The sequence below is a fragment of the Poriferisphaera sp. WC338 genome, from assembly GCF_050931845.1.
GTDB lineage: Bacteria > Planctomycetota > Phycisphaerae > Phycisphaerales > Phycisphaeraceae > Poriferisphaera.
Genome location: NZ_CP194516.1, coordinates 1,500,001 through 1,522,134, shown reverse-complemented (window position 1 = coordinate 1,522,134; position 22,134 = coordinate 1,500,001). Strand labels below are relative to the sequence as shown.

The window sequence follows — 22,134 nt, the reverse complement described above, 5'->3', positions numbered from 1 at the left end:
TGCTCGACAGCACGCACACCAAATTCAATCGACAGAAGACAACCCCGCTTTATCTTCCCACGCACCACGTGCGACAATCTCATACCGCCCAATATTGGCAGGCAACACAAGAAAGCCCAACACAATCGGAACCACAAACATCAAAAGCAGCAAACAAACCATCACCATCATAAACACCATAAAAGTGATCGTTACATAGCGCAACGGTTTCATCAACCAGTCAAACCAACCGATTTTCTCACCTGCGTCACTCACAAGCTCAACATATCGCTTCTTCCTAAATTTCCCCACCGACTCATACACCCGCCGCAATTCACCATAACTCCCAAACGGTTGGCACACCGACGCAAGACGACCATACCTCCGCCATAATCGATCGCACTCTCGGCTATGCCATATAGTCAAACCGATCATCGGCAAGACAAGCACAACATGCACCCATAACAATGAATAAACAAACCCCAATTGCCATACCCCTGTCAGCCAGATTAGCACGCATCCCAAACCAAACATCGGCCGCCATGACCAACACCAATCTCGCTTGAACGCGAGTTCCTCATCTGAATGCAAAAACAGCAACCATCGCTGCCACGTATCCCATGCAAAGTCTTCTTCCCAATCAAGTTCGCCATCACCAATCTCTTTACGCATCATTTGCAACGATCGATCATCTGTATCCTTGAATAGCCTTTTTGACTGCTTGATAAATCCAAGCCAATCAAGTTGCCCATCTAACATCTGATTGATATACCCAATCATCGTATTTCGATCTAGCCGATTCACCATCTCATCTCTCTTTTAATGCTCTTCAACAACTATCATCACTCACCATCTATTGCTTCCATCACCAAAAACCGATGTCCGTCTGGCGTACTCAGCACAAACTCTCGATATCCCCACGGCTGATCCTTTATCTCACCCACCTCAACACCATTCCCCTTGAATTCATGCCACAATCCCTTTGCATCATCCACCTCCCACTGCGCAACAAGTGAGTGCTCGGAACATTCGCTCATCGACCGTATCCCCGGACAATGCCCCAAACGCACATAGCTTTCATCCCGCTGCACCATACACCATCCGCCTTCTCGCCAAACCTCGCTGAAACCCAGCTTTTCCATATAAAACTTGCGAGCTATATCTAGATCCAACACCGCCAGAATCAACGCTTGCTTCATCGCCATCGATCTACTCCTCATACTAACACAACACATAGCGTACAAATACTTCACCCTGTCATGTTTTAAATACTCATCATACAAAACACCTCACAGTTATCGCCAGTGAATTTCGGTTCATAAACACGCCTTAAAGACAATCATCTCAGTACCAATACCTTGCCACACAAACATAAAGCACAAAAAAGCCAAGGCCAAATACACAACCTTGGCTTACATGCTTCCTTCACATTAAAAACACGTTATGGGCTTGAGGGAGCCTCTGCTAATTCCCATTTCTGCCCCGCTTCATTTGCCCAAGCTTTGAGCTCAATTTTCTTCACACCATTATCTTCGGTAATACTAAGCGCTAGATTAAACTGTGCATGCATGATCTTGTACTTGCCATCATCAAGCCTCACAAATCGCCAATACTGTCCAACACCTCCAAACCAATCAAATTGGTCAACAACGGTATCAGTCCCTGTTGTTCCACCCACACCAAGAGCTTTATCGCTATGATCAGCTAAAATGTGGTACACGCCATCAAAACCATCATGCAAAACATTAAACCGCTGATGGATTGCTTCATTGCTCGCAGCAGATGCAACATTCGAGAGCACCAGTTTTTTATTATTACCTATGTCTGCATTCTCGATCTCCAACACCCTGCCACTGCCGTCTGTCGTTTTGATGACGTATGTCCCCTCCGCAAGATCATACCGGGTAAGAACCTCAACCAACCGCCATTTTTGACTCTCGGACTGCACATCGACTGTATTCTGAACGACCGAGGTACCTGCTGCTGTGGAACCATTATCCAGATCTAAAACTTTACCAGAATCGACATTCTTGATCCTGAATAATCCGCCATGTAGATTTTCAATTTCCCATTTCTGTCCACCACCACTGCCAAACCATTGATTATACTGATCGACCTTATCATCGAGCCCGCCCTTATTACCGAGCCACATATTCGTGTGCAGCACCCTGATCCGATAGATCCCTGGCGATACACCATCCGCACTCAGCCGTTCAAAATAGAAATGCTGATAATCGCCATTCAGAGAATCATCCATGACATAATCATGTACGACCAACTCAGTCTCCGCCACTGTACTTTTATTCTGAATACCTAAGACCTTCCAATACTGCCGATTCAATCCTAAATTTGGATCGACCACGTCTAAATCCTGGTCAGTGAGTTGAATTTGGTAAACACCATCTGCCAATTGAAAATTGTCGACATCTGTCAATTTCCACTGCTGACTTTCATCTCCTGTCCAGGCCTGCTGAACAACGCTATTAACACCATTAACACCCAGAACATGCCCACTGGCACGATTGGCAATTTCATACCTTCCATTATTCAGCTTTCTGATTCGCCATTGCTGCCCGTCACCCCCTCCCCAAAAAAACTGATCAATCTCAGCATTCGGGTTATGAGAACCGCCTACTGGCGCAAATGTATGACCACTGTGAACAGACACAATCTTGTGATAACCGTTGTGCAAATCGATGAGCTTGAAGTTGTTTTCCTCGGCGACACCCGCGCCAAGTGTGAGTTTTTCAGTTGGCTTTTTTGAAGCCATCTTAAGCAACGCGTTGCTGTTTGAATTTTTAATGGTGTAAACCTCGTCGAGGACCTCTTTGGGAGCTTCATCCTTCGCGGCAATCGGCCAACCATCAACCCAATGAATCGGAACAATCATCCCCCGTATACCTCCGCCTGAATAAGGCATGCCTTTGTCTCGCACATATGTATATTCAAAGCTGTAATAATCGACACCGCCCTCTCCTTTGAACATACAGTGATGTCCTAAACGGCTAATATTGCCATATGGCCGAAAAAAGAAGGTGCCGCCCTGCTTGTCACGCTGTGTTTCATGTGAATCGCTCGCGACCCGTTCGGGAGAGAACATCATGCGGCCTTCTCGATCATAATATGGCCCCGTAATATTCTTTGATCGCCCTATTTTCACGGCATACTGACCACCCCCACTTTCCCAATGCCCAATATCATTATGCGAAATAGAAAGGTAATACCACCCACCTCGATAAAATAGAATCGGTGCTTCAGAAAATGTACCTGCTGATGGATGATTGATAAATAGATTGGTCGCCACCGCAAGTCGATAGAAAGAACCTTCTTTCAATTTTTTGTTTGTATCAAGCGATTCATCGGGAACCATGCCATGCTCATCCAACTTCACCACCATAATACCATCCCATCCAGACCCGAATGACATCCAGATATCGCCCGTTGGATCTACTATCACACTTGGATCAATCGCGTTATACCCCATTGAATCATCTGTCTTAAAAACAATCCCCTTATCTTCCCATTGATAATCCGTGGTATCACCTGGATCCAGTGTTTTATTTGTAAACAAGCCTATTGCGGAGTTTCGACTGCCCATACTTGATATGGAATAGTAAAGATGATACTTGCCATTGATATAAACGATATCCGGCGCCCAAGCTGACCCATCGCTCGTGGGAACCTCATCCCGCCACCATGTTATCTCCCCAAGATTACCAGGCGATCCTAAAACACTACCAGCATTACTCCAATCTTTCAGGTTCTTGGATTTTCTAAAGCCAATCCCGGGATTCAGAAAATAGCCATAATAGTAGTCCTCACACTTTGTGATGGTTGGCGTAGACCAATACAAATCCAAACTCATTGGCAGACGCGTTAAAACATGCGTAATATTATCAAAACGAAAGAGCTGGCTTTCATGCGCATGCCATGAACGCTGAACTAGCGTTGCCCCCGCGCCATCCTGCACATCCTTAACCGTAAGATACTTTCCACTATGCTTTGCCTTGATGCGATAGTAACCGTCATCAACATGCTCAATCGCCCAACGCTGATTATTCCCTCCCCACCAATCCCATTGAATAATACGTTTATTCTCTTCTAAACTTTCGGAATCAACATCCAGACATTTTCCACTATTTCGATTCACGATCGTATAGTAGTCGCCATGAGCTTCCAATCGCCACTGCTGACTTCGATGAGCAAAATAATCCACCTGTTCAATATCCGCATCGTTGGCAATTGAATCGCCTTTCACACCTAATGAATGCCTCCTAGGTTTCTCGTGATCATATGCGGCACCAGATTTCTTCCCCTTTGCCTTCACCGTAATGGCATAAACATTCATATCCAGCGGCACATCCGCATGAACATCCGCCGCAGATGCAAAAACGAGTAAATACACAAACAGAATGAAAACCAAACTTCGCGCAAAGTCCAAGGATACGCCAGATATTTTTAATATAGATCTATTCTCAAATCTGATTCTATTCTGATTCGTTAGCACGGATATTCCTTTCTATGCCATCCAAGAGGTCAAGGTAGATCAAACCTCCGGTTTTATGCCGATTTTTAATGCATCGTTGATGCTCAATATCGAAAACGAGATTTCAGTTTTCATACAAAACGCAGAAACTTTAATGACAGTGACAGCCTCGCAACATCCAAAGATTTGCGCAAGACAATCCACCAAAACAATCAGTTCCCCGTACTGATTAGCTGCCACTTTTGATTCGGATGATCAATCCACTCTGTTTGAATCACGTAAGCCCCGTTATGTGAAGCCCAATGCTGCACACTTAAGACTCGCCCACTAAAGAGATTCACAATTTTATAGACACCTGCCTCAACCTCCTCAATCCGCCACTGCTGCTCATGGCTTTCATCCCATGTATCGGTAACAATCCGCACGGTAGGATCTGTATCCGGAACATTTGCATACCCCTTCTGACTATCTGCGACCGCAACAACTGTCGTCACACCACCCCGCGTCACCTTGATGCTATAAAAACCATTGTCCAGATAGGTAAGTGTAAATTCCTGATTCTCTTGCGCCACCGAATCCCAAATAATCGGCTTCCCATCGCCTGAATCCGCCTGCAACACTCTTCCGGTATTGCCACCCACCAGTTCGAGCTTATACTCGCCATCTGCAACAACCCCATCGGCAGGATCACCTTCTGTCAATATTTCCGCTTCAACGTGCGGCCAACCCCCAACCCACTGAAGCGGATAAGTCATCCCCCACATCGCGGTTGAAAAATAATCCGGAGCCGAACCGCTCTTATACCAACTCTGAACAGACAAATAATCTCGGCCGTTAAGACCATGAGCAATGCTAAAGGATTCAATGGATTTCACATCGTCATCCGTACCCGCAACAGTTGTACCGCCATGCACAGCAAATAAACCGTCACCATCTCGATCTTTATATGGCCCCACAATATTCCTTGATCTGCCAACAACGATTTCACTATGAGACCCCAATTTGAAATAGTTTAAAAATAGGTAATACCAACCATCACAATAGACAATCACAGGATCATTAAAACTACTACCCAAATCGGAATAGCTGCCGATCTGAATTGGACTATCTTTGAGATTCCCCGTGCCCTGATCCATTCGCGCAATCTTGAAAATAGTATTGGAGCTATTCGTATACACCATCCATAGATCATCAACCGCATCATTGAGCATGTGCGGATTATTTGCGTCCAGTAAAGAACTGCCAGACGGCAAAGCAACCGCTTGCTCGCTTGCCCATCCATAATCATTGTCATTCGGATTCAGCTTTTCACTTTTCGTAAAGTGTATTTCGCTATCACCATTCGTACTGTCTTCGTTGTAATAAAGATAATAAGAACCCACAATTTTTCTAATATGCGGATACGTCACGTTATAGCTATTTAAATCATTTGGCGCAATGCTCGCCCAATCAGACAAATCATTGGATCGCTTCACGATGCCATCATTGAAATAGGCGTAATAGTGACCCTCTGACCAAATGATGGTTGAGTCACCCCACGTTGTATGATTGCTCATCGCCAACTGCTGCTGTTGACCTGTCGTTTGTTCGAACTTGAAAAGCTGACGATCATGCATTCGCCACGGATATTGCACAAGCCTTTCTTTTTGCCCCTGACTGGGATTAGCAATAGACGGATCAACAAAAGGCAGTGTTTCGCCATTGTAATCTTTATACGGAATATCATAAAAAGGCTTTCCAGAAGCCGAACTGGCAATCGTAAGATACTTCCCGCTATGTTTTGATTTAATGCGATAGTAACCATCAGCAACGTGTTTAATCTCCCACAACTGATTATTATTGAATGTCACACCATTATGAGGGATTTGAACAATCTCACCGCCATCATTATGCGTATATGCCAACACATCCAGACACTTATCGCTATCAATATTGATAATCGCAAAAGAGCCATCTCCATTTGAATGCAAACGCCACTGCTGACTCGCCAAACCCACATAATCACGCTGGTCGATCCGCCTCTCAAAATCAGTCATATCAACATCCACACTTAACGCTTTCTGGCTTCCTTTCCGTAAAATCGCATAAATATGTTCACCTATCAGGTTTTCCCCCCTCACCTGATCAAACCTGAACACCTGCTTATCGATCTCCCCGACATCCCAGTCTTCCACGGTGATGCCGCTGCTAGTCGTGATATATTTACCGCTATGCTTAGATTTGATCCGGCAATATCCATGATAGACATACTCAATCATCCATTTCTGACTGTCACTATTATGATCTAAAGTATTTTGAACAATTTGAGCGCCACTAATCAAAGACTGACCAGCAATATCCATATACTTGCTACTATTTATATTGACCAATGAATAATATCCATCGCCCAGATATTTCAACCGCCATTGCTGATTCGGATTGTCAAAATTTACGTACTCTATAACAGACGCACCATCATTCTGACTATGGCTTTGAACTTCAAGCACATTACCATTTGCTTTCGAAGATATCTTGTATATTAAATTAGCTTCCAAACCGTCGGCATCAACCGTAGACGGCAACATGAACGATAACATACACACCGCAACGACCATTGCAACAAGCGCGTAATAGAAACAAACGAACATCCATTTCGCTTTTTTATTTGATATGGCCTGCACATCAAAATAATAATTGTTTTTTAACACGGCCAGTCCCTTTATAACCCCGAAAAAAATGTCAGATAAAGCAACAAAACTAAGCTTGAGAAGAATACACACACTGGGCCAACAATAGAATCAAAATAAAATTACATATAAAAACAGATCAAATATTAAAAACCTACATCACAACCACCTGATCAAATCTTGAGATCAATAATATTATCTATTAGTGTATTTTTTTAGCCATGCCTACAACCCAAAACTTCATAACCTAAAACCCGGGAATTTACTCGATCAAAAAATTGACCGACACCAACTAGATCTAAAGCAGACACGTTTCTGTGTCTGCTTTAGATCTCCATCAACACATTAAAATAAATCCTAACCTGCCTATGTGATCATTGCGCCTCAAAAAATCTCGCACTCGTTCCACCCGATCCAATCTTCACCTTCAACGGCTTCACACATTTCGGACATCGCCCCTCGTATGCATCACCTGCCTTGTTTTTATACACCCGGCTGTACGCCCCACAGCATTTCCACTTCACCGCAATCCATCGCCTCCCTTTCATTCCGCCATCACCATCTCCCCCACCGCGCGCACCATCATCACTCTTCTTTCCCACACCTTCGATATCAACTATATAATCCGGCCCATTCATCCTCATCCTCTTTCAAACAAGTACTTCAACATCCAACAGCTATTCCGAATCAACCATTCTCACTTCCAACGGCCGCACACTATCCAGATGTACATCCCGCTGAGGATATGCGATCACAATTCCAGCCTTTTCAAACAAAATATCTACCGCAAATCGGATGTCACTCTGTAGCATCTTTCGCTGCATGGGCGTTGCCAAATTTGCCCAATAGTAAACCTCAAAGTTCAACGCATTGTCGCCAAACTCATCGAAAACCACAATCGGCTCTGGTTTTCTTAACACTTTGGCTTGACCATCCACCGCCTCTTTCAAAAGCTCACGAACCTTAATCACATTTGTTCCGTACGCCACACCAACCTTCACGCAACTCCGAATAATATCATCCGACAACGTCCAGTTCGTCACTGCTTCGTTCACAAACTGACCATTCGGCACGATCACATCTACTCCATCGATTCGCTTAACACGTGTTGACCGCTGACCAATATCATCAATCACGCCTTCCATCATTCCCCCACCACTTTCAAGCACTATTGTGTCACCCAGCCGGATTGGCCGCTCCGCCATGATGATGATACCGGATAAAAAATTCGCAATCACATTCTGCGCACCAAAACTTAAACCAATCGCCAGCGCACCACCCAGCACTGTAAACATCGTGATCGGAATCCCCATAAATTGCAGCGCAACCAATGTGACAAAAATCGCCAACACATAGAAAATGATTTTTTGTGTTAACAAAGCTGCTGTTGGCGAAACTTTTTTCACCGTCTTAATCCGTCGATACACCAACATACTGATTCGCTTGCTCAGCCAATAACCAACAACTGCGGCAATAAGTGCAATGACCATGTGATACAACGAAATTTCATTGGTTCCTGAACGATAGATCGGTGTTAGCCAAATTTTTCGAAATAGCTTCTCCCACATCTCCCACTTAAAAATATCCTTCACCCGTGGCGGGTCCGCATCCGCTAATTCATCAACCTCCGATGCTGAAAGTACGCTCTTTGCTTGCGCAACTGTCTCATCCGCCCCGGCAATCTGCTGCCCCACCTCCTTGGCCTGTGTATGCTCGGTTGCCGCCGAATCAGCTGTGGCTTCCACACTCACAACCGACTTACCCGTCCCGCTTGTGTTCGCTTCATCAGCTCCCATAATCTGCCGCACAAATCCAAGTGCGAATATCACCGCTGCTGTCCAGATGAGCACATTACCGATTAACTTGCTTTTCTCTCGCGTCATACACCGATTATCGGCCCTTAGCCTTGCCTCTCTCCGATTTTTCCTTCCAATCACCCCATACATAAAAAAACGGCAGGCCGATTGGCCCACCGCTCATTCATTCCACATTCAGCACGCCGATTAAGCGGCTTCAAGCTTGAACTGACTCACAAGTTGCTGCAACTGCTCTGCTTTGTCAGAAAGCTGTGTTGCGGCAACGGCAGCCTGACCTGTTCCCTGAGCAGATTCATTGGCAACCGAGGTAATCGTCTCGATATTACGACCAATCAACTCGCTTGCTGCGGTCTGCTGCTCAGCTGCTGCTGCAATCGCCTTGATCATATCTGCTACATGCTGTGAACCATCAACAATCGCCTTCAAGGTATCACCAGCCTGCTCAGCAAGTTCAACGCCTTCCTTCACACGAACATTGCCTTCACCCATGCGATTAACAACCGTCTTGGTTTCAGATTGGATAGCCTTGATTGACTCCGTAACTTCTTCGGTCGCTGTCGTCGTGCGTTCCGCCAATTTACGAACCTCATCCGCAACAACTGCAAACCCACGACCATGCTCACCAGCTCTTGCCGCTTCGATCGCAGCATTCAAAGCAAGCAGGTTTGTTTGATCAGCAATGTCATTAATCACATCGATAATCTGTCCAATCTGATCGCTACGATCACCAAGCTGGCCAATCGCATCGGTTGAATCAGCTACAACTGTTGCAATTGCCTTCATACCATTAATTGTATTGTTAACAATCTCGCCGCCTTCAGCTGCACGTGCGCCTGCCGTCTCAGCATTCTGAGCTGCATCCGCACTCATGTTCGCGACCTCATTGATACTTGCATTAACTTCTTCAACCGCACTGGAAACTTCAGTAGTCTGCTGTGTCTGCAGCTGAATACCTTGTGCAATTTCTTCTGAGTTTGCTGCAATTTCCGTTGAAGCCGAAGCTACTTCATGTGACGATGAGATCACCGTCGAAACCAGTTTTTGTAGTGAATTAGACATACGGTTCATCGCGCTAGTCAGCGCACCAAACTCGTCGCGGCTGCCATTTACAAGATCTTCACCGGTCAAATCACCGTCCGCAATCGCTTCTGCTCTCGCAACGATCGGCGTGATAATCTTAACAACATGTACTGCAATGAATATCGCCACAACAGTCAAAATCACAACTGTGATCAGTGCCAAACCCGCATTCCAAGTTAACATACTGACGAGGATTGATGCTGACGTCGCTTCCATTTCGTTCATCGCTGCGAACGCTTCAGATTCATCGATTTCCGCAAGCAATGCCCATCGCTCACCGAACACATCAATCGGTGTATACGCACTAAGAACAGGGTTGCCGTTGTAATCGATCACGATCTTAGCATCTGTTTCGCCTTTGATAGCTGCCGTTGCAGCATCCGTATCTACTGAACCCTTTACCGGATCCTTGAAAGATGCAACAACTGTATGATGCTCCGGATCAAGAAATGAATCGGAACGCATCAACTTGTCTGAACCGATCAGGTAAGTTTCCCCTGTCTCGCCCATCCCAGCACGTACACCCATAATGTCGTTCACAATATCCAATGGCATCTGCAACGCAACAATAAATGCGACCTGACCCTCTTGCATCACTGGCTGCGCAATAAATGCAGCAGGATCATAATTGCTTGGCGCATAAGGTTTGAAGTCAGCAAATCCAAATTGCTTCGTTGCAATCACTTGGCGAACCAAATCCCCAAGGTTACTGTTTTTAAACTTACCATCCACGAGATTAGTTCGGTAATCTGCCTCATGACAAACGGTATAGAAACATTGGCCAGAAGGCGAAATGAGGAACAAATCATAGTAACCATACTGATCATTATACTCAGCAAGAAAATCTTTCTCTGCACCGTCAAGCACAAGCATAAAACTCGATTCAGCAGATCGCTCAACTATAAGTGCCCACGCCAATCCTTCAACTTCTACATGGCGAGCTGATACCAGCATCAACGTGCCGGATTCGTTTTCATGTAGACCAGAAATCGCCTTACCCTTAACTGCTGCATCTACGTATGTATTTCCAATCGAACGACCAAAGTGATAGCCATCACCATACGCTGCTATATCGCTTCGCAATGCCTGACGACCATCTTGTGAACCTACCAGATAAACCACTGTATCATCATGAGCTTTTGTCTCAATCGCCAGTGTACTGCTAGTCATTTCAGGTGAAATTTGTAATGCTGCCACAGCAACCACTTCACCACTATCATTTTTCACTGGAGCTGCAATAAATGCCGCGTAACCACCGGACAGAGTGTCGTCAGCAAAATCAACAACCGATGTTTCGCCTGTTTCGATAACCTTCTGCCACACACGGCCTAGGCCTTCGCCTTTCAGCGGACCTTCTTTGATGTTCTGCCCCCAATCTGTACTACGTTTGACAGAAGCCATCAATGTCCCATGATCCGCACAAAGTACATACGCATCAACATAGCCACGTTCCTGTACATAAGATTTCAGTATGCCTGAATGTTCTTTAATAAAGGCTTGATATGATGCTTCATTCGCATCTAACTTGCCTGTCCATGAGCCATGTTGTGCTTCAGTGATTTTTTCAAGAGCGGTTAGAAACGCACCATTGGTACCCATCGATTCCGCATCACGACGATATCTGGCAAACAAACCTTCGATTTGCGCACGCTTTGTCGCTTGAAGCTGTTCGATACGCCCAAGCGCTTCGATTTGCATGTTCGAGACGTTCTCCATAAGAACACCCATATCTCTCTCACGCGCTTCAAAGTAATTTTCAATCTGATTCTTCTTTACATCACGCAACGCAATCAGCTGGTTATAAGCCGATTCACTTAGCGCCTCACGTCCCTGCCCAGAAATCTCATGGAGCCCCTGACGGCCGCTCCAATAGGAAACCGTGCTTGCTACCAATATTGGTAACAAACCACAAGCAATCAGCATCAACGTTAGTTTGGATTTGATTTTCATCGTTTACCCTTTGACAAACCTGGACCAAATGAATCTTCTATCAAGTAGAAAATCGATCTGTATGGCTCGACCGTACTGATCGCCGTGACGCATACTTCATGGATTTTTTAACGACTTCACTAAGACGCGCAAGATCAACACAAGCCGTTATTCAAAATGAGATGTGTAATTACAAAGGTCTTACATCCGTAGTAAATGAATTCGTCAGAATGGCAAATGAACTTTGGGTCACACCTACAAATTAGTACTTATTTCGCTACAAATTTGTCTTAATTGCGACTACATTCCCAATTGAACAGGAAATATATGAGCAAAAGACATTTTGCTTAAGACATGTCTTAATTTAGCTACGGCCAAATTCACAGAATTCGAAATTCCGTTTTTCTATATATGGTTCTTTCACTCCGCCTCTCTTCATCTCGCAACAGTCTTTGATTAAAAAACACTTCACGACCTCACACACCAAACCACGTGATGTGCATGCCGACCTTTCAAACAGAATGACCAAGCAGTCAGGTCTACAACGCCACACAATATTTCTTTACTCTTTGGGCCAATGAGGCTGGCACGCACCTGTCAGTCAATCTTGTTCAGATCCCGTTAACCCGAACAAAATACAAAATTTTGCTACAGAAGAACCTTGACAGAACCCGAACAACATATAAGCTGATATGTGCCTTCCAAAAACCGAACAGATTCACGCCTTCAAACATTGACGACGACAAGGAGCCCGATTATGGTGACATCTACGCTAGAACCTAAAAACAAAAACGCCGACAGCACCCCCAAAAACGGGACCGCGAAAACAATCGCAACCACTGCTGGCAAAAAGACTAATACATCACGTACGATCAATCAGGAATCCAAAAAAACAGCCGGCAAGCCTGCCGCGACAAGGACACCACGCATGGCCAAATCCAAAGCAAAAATGCCCCCAGCCGCCCCAATCCCCACCAGCGATGCCGGAAGGCAACAGGCACTTGATCGTGCTCTCCAGCAAATCGAGCGGTCCTTCGGCAAAGGCTCGATCATGAAACTGGATGATGATCCCACCAACGTTCCGCCCGGTATCCAGACCGGCGCACTGTCGCTGGACCTCGCACTTGGCGGCCGCGGCATCCCCACCGGCAGGATCATCGAGGTCTTTGGACCAGAATCCTCCGGCAAAACCACGCTCAGCCTCCACTGCATCGCAAGCTGTCAGAAAGGCGGCGGCATGGCGGCCTTCGTCGATGCTGAACACGCACTCGATCCATCATGGGCTAAACGCCTTGGCGTCAACCTCGAAGACCTTCTGGTTTCTCAACCTGACTGTGGCGAACAAGCTCTTGAAATCGTTGAGATGCTCATCCGATCCAATGCAGTCGATCTCATTGTCGTCGACTCTGTCGCAGCTCTGATCCCCCGCTCAGAGATCGAAGGCGAAATGGGCGACTCACATGTTGGCCTCCAAGCTCGCCTCATGTCACAAGCTATGCGTAAACTCACCGGCGCCATCGCACGCTCAAAATGTACGGTCATCTTCATCAACCAGATCCGCGAGAAGATCGGTGTAATGTTTGGCAATCCCGAAACCACTCCCGGTGGTCGCGCCCTCAAGTTCTACTCATCCGTCCGCATTGACATCCGCCGCACCAGCAGCATCAAAGATGGCGACACCCCGATCGGCAACCGCGTCCGCGCCAAGGTTGTCAAAAACAAGGTGGCACCGCCATTCCGCCAAGCCGAGTTCGACATCATGTTCAATGAGGGCATCAGTGCAACCGGTGACCTCATCGACATGGCCGTTGACTGCAATGTGGTCCAAAAATCTGGCGCTTGGTTTAGCTTCGGCGAAGTCCGCCTCGGGCAAGGCCGTGAAAACTCAAAGAACTTCATCCGAGAAAACCAGGAACTATTTGATGAGATCAAACGACTGGTCCTCGAAGCCAAGGGCGTTACTCTTCCTGCCATTGTTGAGGATGACTCAGCTACCGGCGACAATGAAGCATAAGAGAAATACAAGACTGTGGAGCGAGCACTTGTTTTCACCGCAACCATGAGTATTCTTGCTCAACCCATACGACCACCCGTGCTGGCTATCACGACCAAATAGCCAGCGCGGTTTTTCTATTTTCTGTGAACTCAACCATCTGTACGCTCATCACGATCTTACGAACTGTAATTTCATCCTCGTTCGAATAGGGTTTGTCTCTAGAATACAAAGGGGTTATAGAAAGATCTCTGAAACCTGGGCAGCCTACGGAAATAATGTGCCATGATCAGGCGTTTAGCTCGTAAGTCATCCACACAACACAGGTATACTGTGTCACGCGAGGAAAACTAACTGAATCACAATTGAATCAAAACAATCAAATGTAACCGCTTCTTATTAAGCAAACGGAGAGACGCAATGAAGAAAATGACTGGATTACTGGCTGGGCTTGCAATGCTCTTAGCGATGGCACTTGCTGTCAATGTGAGCTTCGCAAGGGAAAGTACTAAAAAGAAAGCTGAGGTCGGCAAACCTGCACCACAGTTTACCCTGACTGATGTCGTCACTGGTAAGGAAATCAGCTTGGCTGACTACAAAGACAAAATCGTGGTGATGACATTCCAAAGTATTAATTGTCCATGGGACCGTGACCGCCCTGAAGCTGGATATCAGCGCGTGTTGAGTCCCCTTTCTAAAGAATGGAAAGACAAAGGCGTAGCCTTCATCGCAGTAAACTCAAACTACAACGAATCCTCCGATGCCGTTGGCAGCTACGCCAAAGAGAACCAGATCCCCTACCCCATCCTTAAAGACAGCGGCAACGTCGTCGCTGACGAATACGGCGGACGCACCACACCTCACTTCTATGTAATCGACAACGACAAAGATCAGACCTTGCTCTATATGGGTGGCTATGAAAAAGCACCAAATACCCCTGAACAATGTGGCAAGATGGACGAACAGTATCTTGTGCCGGTTGTGACTGCGGTGCTTGAGGGCAAGGAAACACCCTACACCGTAACCAAGAGTAAAGGCTGCGGCATCAAACGTCAGAAGTAAACGTACTACTATTGGTAGTTCATGAATCAAGTGAAACGGTTGCACCACGATGTGCGGCCGTTTTTTTAACGTCCAACAAATATCACAGCCATATCCCATACTGGCCAATATCAATTCACACCAACCTCTTACTATACTTGTTGGTCATAAAACCTATGTCATCCTGGTAGCTGCCATCAAAATCATAACCTAAGCGTTTTAAGATTGAGTTTGCACGCTGATTATTACTAAAACACTCAACCCGTACTTTTCTATGACGTTGCCTAATAAGTTTCAAAGCATGATCATAAAGCCGCTTGCCAGTCATCGCATTTTGATACTCTGGCATAACAACAAGTAGCTCAATAAGATCACCAATCACAACAACATACCCGAGAAAGCAATCTCTCCTTTTGCAAACATAAGTGCAATCTAGATACCGCTTGGATTCACGTGAAAGCTCACCACTCTCAATAAAATACTTCACATTCTCATGTCCAATGTATGCTGAGAATTCATGTAGACTGATCGCTTCCCAAAGAGAAACAATCTCCGACAGATCATTTTCTGTTGCGGCGTGGATCATGTATATGCCTTTAGATAAAAATGGGTATTGCAAGCTAACCGGGAAGCCGACTAAGCGATCCATAGATCGGCGATGACGGAAGTTCCGGTGGAAGAAACTTCTCAAGCGACGGAATCAATCCTTCAGCATGCAATTGTTTCTCCGCAGGCAGCTGCTGCACAAGATACATTAATGCAGCATGTGCCGCTTGATAACCTGACCGTGCGGCACCTTCCATCGTGGCAGGCCAACCGATGTCGGTCCAATCACCTGCAATAAACAGATTCTCAATCCCATGTGTTGAATTAGGTTTCGCACCTGGACGATAGCGATCGAGTCCAGCAGTTACAGAAAAAGTCGCTCGCTTCTCTTTCACCGCACGGGTATGCAGAAAATCGGCTTCTTGCGCAACAGGAAAAATACGTTTGATTTCTGTCTCAGCAAGGTCTGCAAGTTCACTCGCGGGCTTATCGACAAGGTCATGGGCCGCGGAAATCACACAATGCAGATGACAAAGCCGCTGACCGCCTTCCTCGATCATCCCTTTGTTAAAAACCCATTGGATCGGCGAATCGGTCAAAACAATATGCGGCAACTCTGTGATCGGCGTGTTGTCTTGCAAGTGAGCATAAATATGAATGCCAATGATGGGAGAGACGCTGAATTGATTAAGGTGCTGCAATCGCGGGTCTGCCGCCACCATTTCCGAAGATGAGAGCTTTTCAAGCCGATCAAACGGCACCGCTGATATCAGCGCGGCCCCATTGATAGACTCTTGGCTTCTGGATAAGCGAATAGAATTTACTTTGTTGTGGTCTTGATCATATTGATACTTATCAATGGGTGTGGTGAGGCGGAGCGTCCCGCCGGCGCGTCGAATCATGTCCTCAGCGGGATCATAGAGTTCCAACAAAGGCACATCAGACGTCCCCATCAACCAGGCATCTTTATGATGAAGAAATCCTTCTTGAAAAACTTGGAGTGCATAGCGGGAAGAACATTTATCTAGTGTTTCGTTACAAGCTGAAACGATGACAGGTTCCCAGTATTTTTTTATGACGGAGTCGGATTGCTTATATTTTTTGAGCCAATCCAGAAATGGGAGGCTATCGAGGTCGTTCCGTTTTTTGAATGATGTACGAATGATGGCAGAAGATGCACGGGCGATATCGTACTTGTCGCGACGGGTTAGTGATTTGAATTTGAGGAAAGAGGCCGTGAGATGAAGTGGCGCAGGGAGTAATCCTGAGCGCATAACATCTGGTATTGAGGTACCGTTATGAAAGTAGATCTCAGGATGCCAAGTGATATGCTCGTAAACACTAAGCCGCTTATATAGATCAATAAGGTTGGTACAACATCCCATCAGAACATGCTGGCAGTTATCAAGCACGTCAGAGGTAGTGGGGTCGACGAAGGAAGTGGCGCGTCCTCCAAGTTTGGGACGGGTTTCGATAAGCGTAACTGGGACGTGATACTCAGCAAGTCGAATTGCGGCGGCAATGCCGGCTACACCGCCACCGGCAATCAACACAGGAAGATCATCAAATGTGCCTCTGGGTATGTTTGGTGGAGGTGCGGGGTTGTAGGTAAAAGGTTCAGTCATAGGAATTGATGCCGAATCAAACATAAAAATTTAAACTCAAACTAGTAGTTCCTTTTGAGTTTGGCAGATAAGCCAATCATAAGTTTGGCGAAGGTGGAGAGTCGGACACGGTCAGTGAGTACACGACGAGGATTCTTAGCAATCTGATCAAGCAGCCCGCGATAAATACGCATCATCGCCCAACATGTGCCGCGACAATCGGGGGTAAGTCGCAGCTCAAGCGGCGAAGCTTTGCGATAGTAATCATAAGCTCGTTTGATCTGAAATTGCATGAGTGCATCGAAGTTGGCATTTGGTTTGTTGTTCGTTGTGATATCGATAAAGGATTCGGGTGTGAAGTTAAACTGAGCAAGCTCTTCTGCGGGTAGATAAATGCGATCGCGTTCAGCATCTTCTTTAAGGTCACGAAGAATATTGGTAAGCTGCAAGGCAATACCACGGTATTCGGCAAGCTTGCGGGTATCGCTGTCGGTATGGATCGCATCGGGTGGGTTTTTGTAACCCCAGATAGCAATACAGGTGAGTCCAACGGTAGAAGCAACGTTGTAACAGTATTGGTATAGCTCGGGGAAGGACTGATAGCGATGGGTGGTCATGTCAGCGATTTGACCGTCAAGCATATGGTGCAGGTCTTGTGGGTTGATGGGATAAGACTGCATAACATAATTGAATGCAGCCCAAGCACTCCCTATACCCCCAGGAGGCGTTGAATTAGATCTACTATCACGTCCAGAGACATTGTCAGGAAGTGCTGCGGTAGGATTGTCGATGATGCACTGCATTTGAGCGCGAAAAGTGTTAATACGTTGGGTTCTAATTTCAGGTGTAAGATCAACGCCATCGAGTGGTTCGTCAGCCAAATCGTCACAGGCGCGCATAAAGGCGTAGATAGCATAGAGTGCAGCACGTTTTGGCTCAGGGGTAAGCTTCATGCCGTAGTAGAAGTTTTTAGCCCGGGTTTTTGAAATGTCCAAGCAGTGCTCGAAGGAAGACTGGATCGCTGGCGTGAGCGAGATCATTTGGTGCGGAAGGTTGTGTGCGTCGGACTGCGGCATGTTTGGGGCTTATGTCTATCCAATGGTTAGATGGATCAGGATCGTCCAAAGGTCAGTATTTTACCAAAGAATGCAGAAAACATCAGGGAGAGTTTTGCGGGTTTAGACAGTGATGGGCGAGTAGTAAAGGTATCGTAGCCGCGGGACTCAATCATACGGAGGATGGCTTGTCCGCCCTTAGAAAACAGCTTAATGTCCAAACGAACAGAAGGAGAAACCATGGGGAAAAGTTTTTCGCCTTCAGTAAAAAGCGGCCAAGTTTTTTGGACAAGACTACGTACCGTTTTTTGAGCTGAAACACGGAGCGCTGACAACGCGATAGTGCCGGTCGGACATGCGAGGCAGGCCTTGGGATTACGATTGTTTTCGTCAAAACGGATCGCGTCGACCAAAGAACTAACCGTAAGTTCATGCTGAGAAGCGATGTCTGAGGGCATATAAACACGGTCGCGATCGATGATGTCACGACGAATGTCCTGCCAAAAGTTTGTGAGTTGTAGTGCAGTACAGGTGGCGTTAGAAAGTTTTTGTCGTTCGGCATCACGATACCCACACATATAAAGAACGAGGTGCCCAACAGGGTCGGCAGATCGAGTGCAATAGTCCAATACCTGATCCCATGTGTCGTAGCGAGTTACGGTTTGGTCTTGAATGAAGGCGTCGATCAGATCCGTAAACGGTTTTTTAGGGATGTCGAATTGATCGATTGTGGGCGCAAGCGCAATGAAGACGGGGTGCTCGGGTTTACCAGCGTAACAAAGATCAAGCTGCGATTGCCACCAGCGGAGTAGCTCGGCGGATTTGGTGGTATTGCCCATCTCATCTCCAAGATCATCCGCCCAGCGACAAAATGCATAGACGTTGGCAAAATGTGGACGCAGAGGTTTGGGCAGGAACCACGATACAACCGTGAAGTTTTCGTAATGCGAAAGGGTAATGTTGCGTGTGTAGTCGGCGGCCTCAGCGGGTGTAAGAGGTTTGATGCGGGACGGACCGAAAGTTTCCAGATCGGTGTGGATATTGTAGGGGGCAACTTTGGGCATTAGGGCAGCGGTGTCCTGATTCTGAGAACAAACGGGTTACTCAAGCCCTTCATGATATGTGATCTGGGTTGTGATGTGAAAAATGCAGATCAAAGAGAGGTGATTAAATGCAAATGAAGATCCAGCCTGCCTGTGAGGTCCGAATAAATATGGGTCCGGGTGATGTTATTTGCCGGGAATGACGATTACCGGGTTAAGCAGATTATGCGGGTGGCCGATGTAACCCTCGTGGACCTTGTGCACACCGCGTGTGGTGCGCACCACAAGAGATGGAGTTTTGGCTTTGCGACTATTTAGAGGGAAAAGAAAGGACGACAGGAGCAAGCGCAGGACGATGCGTATCGGATTAGATGCCAGAACGATTTATACCGAACAACGCCGCGGGATCGGCAAGAGCCTCGCGTTGTTGTATGAACACTTGCTGCAGGTGCGTCCTGACTGGGAAGTGGTCGGCTATGCGCGAGAGGGACAGGAAGGCCATGTCGCTTGGGCAAATCAGCGCGTGATTGAGATGCCGGGCGACCGGTTTGATGCGTGGTTGAAGATGCGTTTGCCATTGGCGGCATTACAGGATGGTGTGGATGTCCTGCACTGCCCTGCAAATTTCAGTCCAAGCTGGATGCCAGTGCCAACGGTGGTGACAATTCATGATTTGATCCCGGTAGACATGCCGGAGGGGCAAGCGCCGTGGATGGTAAAGAAGTTTGACAAGGCAGTGAAGCAGGCGTGTCATCGAGCAGATGCAATCACCTGCCCGAGTGGTTACACCAAAATGCGATTGGAAAGAGATTACCACGCAAATGGGGAAAAAATTTCGATTACACATTGGGGCGTGACCAGCAATGGAGCGGAGGCAACGAAAGAACACATCCAGAATGTTAAATCACAGTATGGATTGAATCCCAGCGGCCGATATGTATTGCACTTCGGAGCGGGAGAGGTGAGAAAAAATACAAGGCGAATCATCAAGGCTTGGGAAAATATCTCTAAACGTGGGCTAGATGATTGGCAATTACTGGTGGTAGGACTGGATGACCGAGTGCTGCGTGAGTTAGGCAGCTATGTGTGTGATGCCGAGCTTAATAATTCGATTGTGCTTTGGGGTTTTGCAGATGAAGCGGACATGCCGAGTCTACTGAAGGGTGCAGATGTACTTGCGTATCCAAGCCTGAGTGAGGGGTTCGGCCTGCCGATCCTTGAGGCATTTAGTGCTGAGACAGCAGTTCTGACCAGTGATCGCACATGCTTACCGGAAATTGCTGGCGATGCTGCAGTTTATGTGAACCCCGGCAATACAGATCAAATCATCGGCGCCCTAACAGGACTGATCCAAAACAATGCAATGAGGCAACAACTCATCCAAACAGGCAACGATAGATTAAAAACATTCCAGTGGCAAAAGAGTGCGGAGCAGTTTGCGCATGTGATTGAGTCGCTTGCTGATCAAAGCAGCAGAAGAAGAGCGGCATAGAGGCAAAGGCAAAATGAACATGGGCAATCATGATGAAATGAACATTCAACACCTCCTGAACACGACTCAGGATAATGACAGTAAAGTCGATGTGTTGTTTCTGAGTGAGCTTGGCATGTGGCCCGCCGATCAAGGCTTCCGCGTGCACGGCTGCCAGATGATTCGTGCATTGTGCGAACAAGGTGTGCGCGTTCGAATGGCAAGTTTACGTGCTACCGAGGGCGCTCCGGGTTGGCTTGAACAAGTACGTGTGACGTGGCCGATTGCAACAGATCAAGATGAAGCTGCTTTCCGCTCAGGCTGGAAGGGAAAATTTGGTTGGCTACGAGAAAAAGTGGCCTCGCATCAAGCGGTTCGTATGAATGAATTTGCGGGTGCTGCGCGACTGGTACGTGAGCTTAAACCAAAAGTAGTCATCGCTCTTGGCCAACATGGTCCACTAATGCTCAAAGGATTGGAGAAAGCTTACCCCGCGGTTAAACGAATCTGGTATGCCGCAGACGAGCCGGTATCGTTCCAGCTTTCGTGTTTGCGTCGTGACCACCGCAGCGTCTGGAAAAGCCGCCTGAGGTTGACCGTAATTTTTGCTTTAATTGAAGGCTTATTTGCACGTGGTCTCGATGGCGCAATCGGTGTAAGCCCAGACGATGCCAAACGACTGAAATGGATCGGCGGCATCAAACGAAGCGTTACTATTCGGAACGGCGTCGATCTCAATACATTTGATGTTGGCGACCACGGCACATTGCCGCGGAGTGTGGTGTTTTGGGGCCGAATGGATTTCGATCCAAATGTTGATGCAATGAAGTGGTTTGTGAACGAAGTTTGGGGCGAACTGAAAGGCCGTGCGCCCGATGCTACGCTGCATATTGTGGGGAAAAACCCAACGCTGAGTATTAGGTTGCTACGCGGAAAAGCAGGTGTCGAAGTTCTTGGCGAAGTAGATGACATTCGGCCATACGCACGGACTGCGTCCTTAGTAATTTTGCCGATGCGGTGTGGCGCAGGAATTAAAAACAAACTGCTGGAAGGTGCAGCCATGGGCCTGCCGATGGTGGTCAGCGATCAAGCTGTACGTGGACTGGAAGTGGATGCGGATGAATCACCATATGTTGTTGCGAGAAACCGCGAGGCTTGGGTCGAACAAATCTGGAGTTTGTGGCATGATCCAGTCGCACGGATGAAGGTCAGCCAGAATGCACGTCAATGGGTTGAACGGCATCATAATTGGAAAGATGCCGCTATGAAACTGGTCGGATTTATGAATGGCATGCTTGAAGGCAAGGACTGGATAGAAGTCCAAAACAGCACGCCTGATATACAAAACATCAACAATCATAAGCCCGCAAGCGACCAAGAAAATGACGGCGGTTTGCGTCAAGCAGCATAGTATTTGCGAAAAA

At 46.8% G+C, this 22,134-nt stretch carries 15 protein-coding genes; 4 read left to right on the top strand and 11 right to left on the bottom strand.

From position 1 onward, the window contains the following. Positions 1-24 precede the first annotated feature (24 nt). The 7 genes from ACQ6WK_RS06195 to ACQ6WK_RS06165 all read right to left on the bottom strand — a co-directional run bounded on the left by ACQ6WK_RS06195 (position 25) and on the right by ACQ6WK_RS06165 (position 11,978). Complete coding sequence (locus tag ACQ6WK_RS06195) at positions 25-786, bottom strand: hypothetical protein (protein ID WP_432799872.1); 762 nt, start codon at positions 784-786, stop codon at positions 25-27. A 35-nt stretch (positions 787-821) separates the two neighbouring features. Next, positions 822-1,184 carry a VOC family protein gene (locus ACQ6WK_RS06190; protein ID WP_432799871.1) on the bottom strand — a complete coding sequence of 121 codons (363 nt, stop codon included), beginning with the start codon at positions 1,182-1,184 and terminating at the stop codon, positions 822-824. Positions 1,185-1,420: 236 nt separating this feature from the next. Then, positions 1,421-4,420 carry an RICIN domain-containing protein gene (locus ACQ6WK_RS06185; RefSeq protein ID WP_432799870.1) on the bottom strand — a complete coding sequence of 1,000 codons (3,000 nt, stop codon included), beginning with the start codon at positions 4,418-4,420 and terminating at the stop codon, positions 1,421-1,423. Positions 4,421-4,677: 257 nt separating this feature from the next. Beyond that, a complete protein-coding gene (locus ACQ6WK_RS06180; RefSeq protein WP_432799869.1) occupies positions 4,678-7,152 on the bottom strand; it encodes an RICIN domain-containing protein in 2,475 nt (824 codons plus the stop codon). Between the two features lie 353 nt (positions 7,153-7,505). Further along, positions 7,506-7,769, bottom strand: coding sequence for a hypothetical protein (locus ACQ6WK_RS06175; RefSeq protein ID WP_432799868.1), 264 nt, complete (start codon positions 7,767-7,769; stop codon positions 7,506-7,508). 39 nt (positions 7,770-7,808) lie between these two features. Next, on the bottom strand, positions 7,809-9,014 hold the full coding sequence (locus tag ACQ6WK_RS06170) for a mechanosensitive ion channel family protein (RefSeq protein ID WP_432799867.1): 1,206 nt from the start codon (positions 9,012-9,014) through the stop codon (positions 7,809-7,811). Positions 9,015-9,134: 120 nt separating this feature from the next. Then, on the bottom strand, positions 9,135-11,978 hold the full coding sequence (locus tag ACQ6WK_RS06165) for a methyl-accepting chemotaxis protein (protein ID WP_432799866.1): 2,844 nt from the start codon (positions 11,976-11,978) through the stop codon (positions 9,135-9,137). Between the two features lie 907 nt (positions 11,979-12,885). Between ACQ6WK_RS06165 and recA the strand changes: the two genes are divergently transcribed. Both recA and ACQ6WK_RS06155 read left to right on the top strand, forming a co-directional pair. Further along, positions 12,886-13,971, top strand: a complete 1,086-nt coding sequence (gene recA / locus ACQ6WK_RS06160; RefSeq protein WP_432800380.1) for a recombinase RecA — start codon at positions 12,886-12,888, stop codon at positions 13,969-13,971. Positions 13,972-14,370: 399 nt separating this feature from the next. Beyond that, positions 14,371-15,012 (top strand): redoxin domain-containing protein, encoded by a 642-nt coding sequence (locus ACQ6WK_RS06155; RefSeq protein WP_432799865.1) that lies wholly within the window; start codon positions 14,371-14,373, stop codon positions 15,010-15,012. A gap of 115 nt (positions 15,013-15,127) precedes the next feature. Here the strand turns inward: ACQ6WK_RS06155 and ACQ6WK_RS06150 are convergent, their stop codons facing one another. The 4 genes from ACQ6WK_RS06150 to hpnC are packed head-to-tail and all read right to left on the bottom strand — an operon-like array spanning position 15,128 to position 19,260. Further along, positions 15,128-15,577 (bottom strand): GNAT family N-acetyltransferase, encoded by a 450-nt coding sequence (locus ACQ6WK_RS06150; RefSeq protein WP_432799864.1) that lies wholly within the window; start codon positions 15,575-15,577, stop codon positions 15,128-15,130. Positions 15,578-15,611: 34 nt separating this feature from the next. Then, the gene (gene hpnE / locus ACQ6WK_RS06145) at positions 15,612-17,162 is read right to left on the bottom strand and encodes a hydroxysqualene dehydroxylase HpnE (protein ID WP_432799863.1); all 1,551 of its coding nucleotides are present in this window, start codon (positions 17,160-17,162) and stop codon (positions 15,612-15,614) included. A gap of 41 nt (positions 17,163-17,203) precedes the next feature. Then, on the bottom strand, positions 17,204-18,217 hold the full coding sequence (locus tag ACQ6WK_RS06140; protein WP_432799862.1) for a phytoene/squalene synthase family protein: 1,014 nt from the start codon (positions 18,215-18,217) through the stop codon (positions 17,204-17,206). A 35-nt stretch (positions 18,218-18,252) separates the two neighbouring features. Continuing rightward, on the bottom strand, positions 18,253-19,260 hold the full coding sequence (hpnC, locus tag ACQ6WK_RS06135) for a squalene synthase HpnC (RefSeq protein WP_432799861.1): 1,008 nt from the start codon (positions 19,258-19,260) through the stop codon (positions 18,253-18,255). 334 nt (positions 19,261-19,594) lie between these two features. On the opposite strand from hpnC, the gene ACQ6WK_RS06130 reads away from it, so the two are divergent. Together ACQ6WK_RS06130 and ACQ6WK_RS06125 are read left to right on the top strand one after the other, a co-directional pair. Next, on the top strand, positions 19,595-20,731 hold the full coding sequence (locus ACQ6WK_RS06130; protein WP_432799860.1) for a glycosyltransferase family 4 protein: 1,137 nt from the start codon (positions 19,595-19,597) through the stop codon (positions 20,729-20,731). Further along, complete coding sequence (locus tag ACQ6WK_RS06125) at positions 20,697-22,121, top strand: glycosyltransferase family 4 protein (RefSeq protein ID WP_432799859.1); 1,425 nt, start codon at positions 20,697-20,699, stop codon at positions 22,119-22,121. The genes ACQ6WK_RS06130 and ACQ6WK_RS06125 overlap by 35 nt, the downstream gene beginning before the upstream one ends. Positions 22,122-22,134 lie beyond the last annotated feature (13 nt).

Bases quoted from the DNA above. Each gene is read 5' to 3' on its own strand.
- ACQ6WK_RS06190 (WP_432799871.1), bottom strand. From the start codon at position 1,184: ATGGCGATGAAGCAAGCGTTGATTCTGGCGGTGTTGGATCTAGATATA.
- ACQ6WK_RS06165 (WP_432799866.1), bottom strand. From the start codon at position 11,978: ATGAAAATCAAATCCAAACTAACGTTGATGCTGATTGCTTGTGGTTTG.
- ACQ6WK_RS06195 (WP_432799872.1), bottom strand. From the start codon at position 786: ATGGTGAATCGGCTAGATCGAAATACGATGATTGGGTATATCAATCAG.
- ACQ6WK_RS06130 (WP_432799860.1), top strand. From the start codon at position 19,595: ATGCGTATCGGATTAGATGCCAGAACGATTTATACCGAACAACGCCGC.
- ACQ6WK_RS06140 (WP_432799862.1), bottom strand. From the start codon at position 18,217: ATGCCGCAGTCCGACGCACACAACCTTCCGCACCAAATGATCTCGCTC.
- ACQ6WK_RS06150 (WP_432799864.1), bottom strand. From the start codon at position 15,577: ATGATCCACGCCGCAACAGAAAATGATCTGTCGGAGATTGTTTCTCTT.
- recA (WP_432800380.1), top strand. From the start codon at position 12,886: ATGGCCAAATCCAAAGCAAAAATGCCCCCAGCCGCCCCAATCCCCACC.
- hpnC (WP_432799861.1), bottom strand. From the start codon at position 19,260: ATGCCCAAAGTTGCCCCCTACAATATCCACACCGATCTGGAAACTTTC.
- hpnE (WP_432799863.1), bottom strand. From the start codon at position 17,162: ATGACTGAACCTTTTACCTACAACCCCGCACCTCCACCAAACATACCC.
- ACQ6WK_RS06155 (WP_432799865.1), top strand. From the start codon at position 14,371: ATGAAGAAAATGACTGGATTACTGGCTGGGCTTGCAATGCTCTTAGCG.
- ACQ6WK_RS06175 (WP_432799868.1), bottom strand. From the start codon at position 7,769: ATGAATGGGCCGGATTATATAGTTGATATCGAAGGTGTGGGAAAGAAG.
- ACQ6WK_RS06170 (WP_432799867.1), bottom strand. From the start codon at position 9,014: ATGACGCGAGAGAAAAGCAAGTTAATCGGTAATGTGCTCATCTGGACA.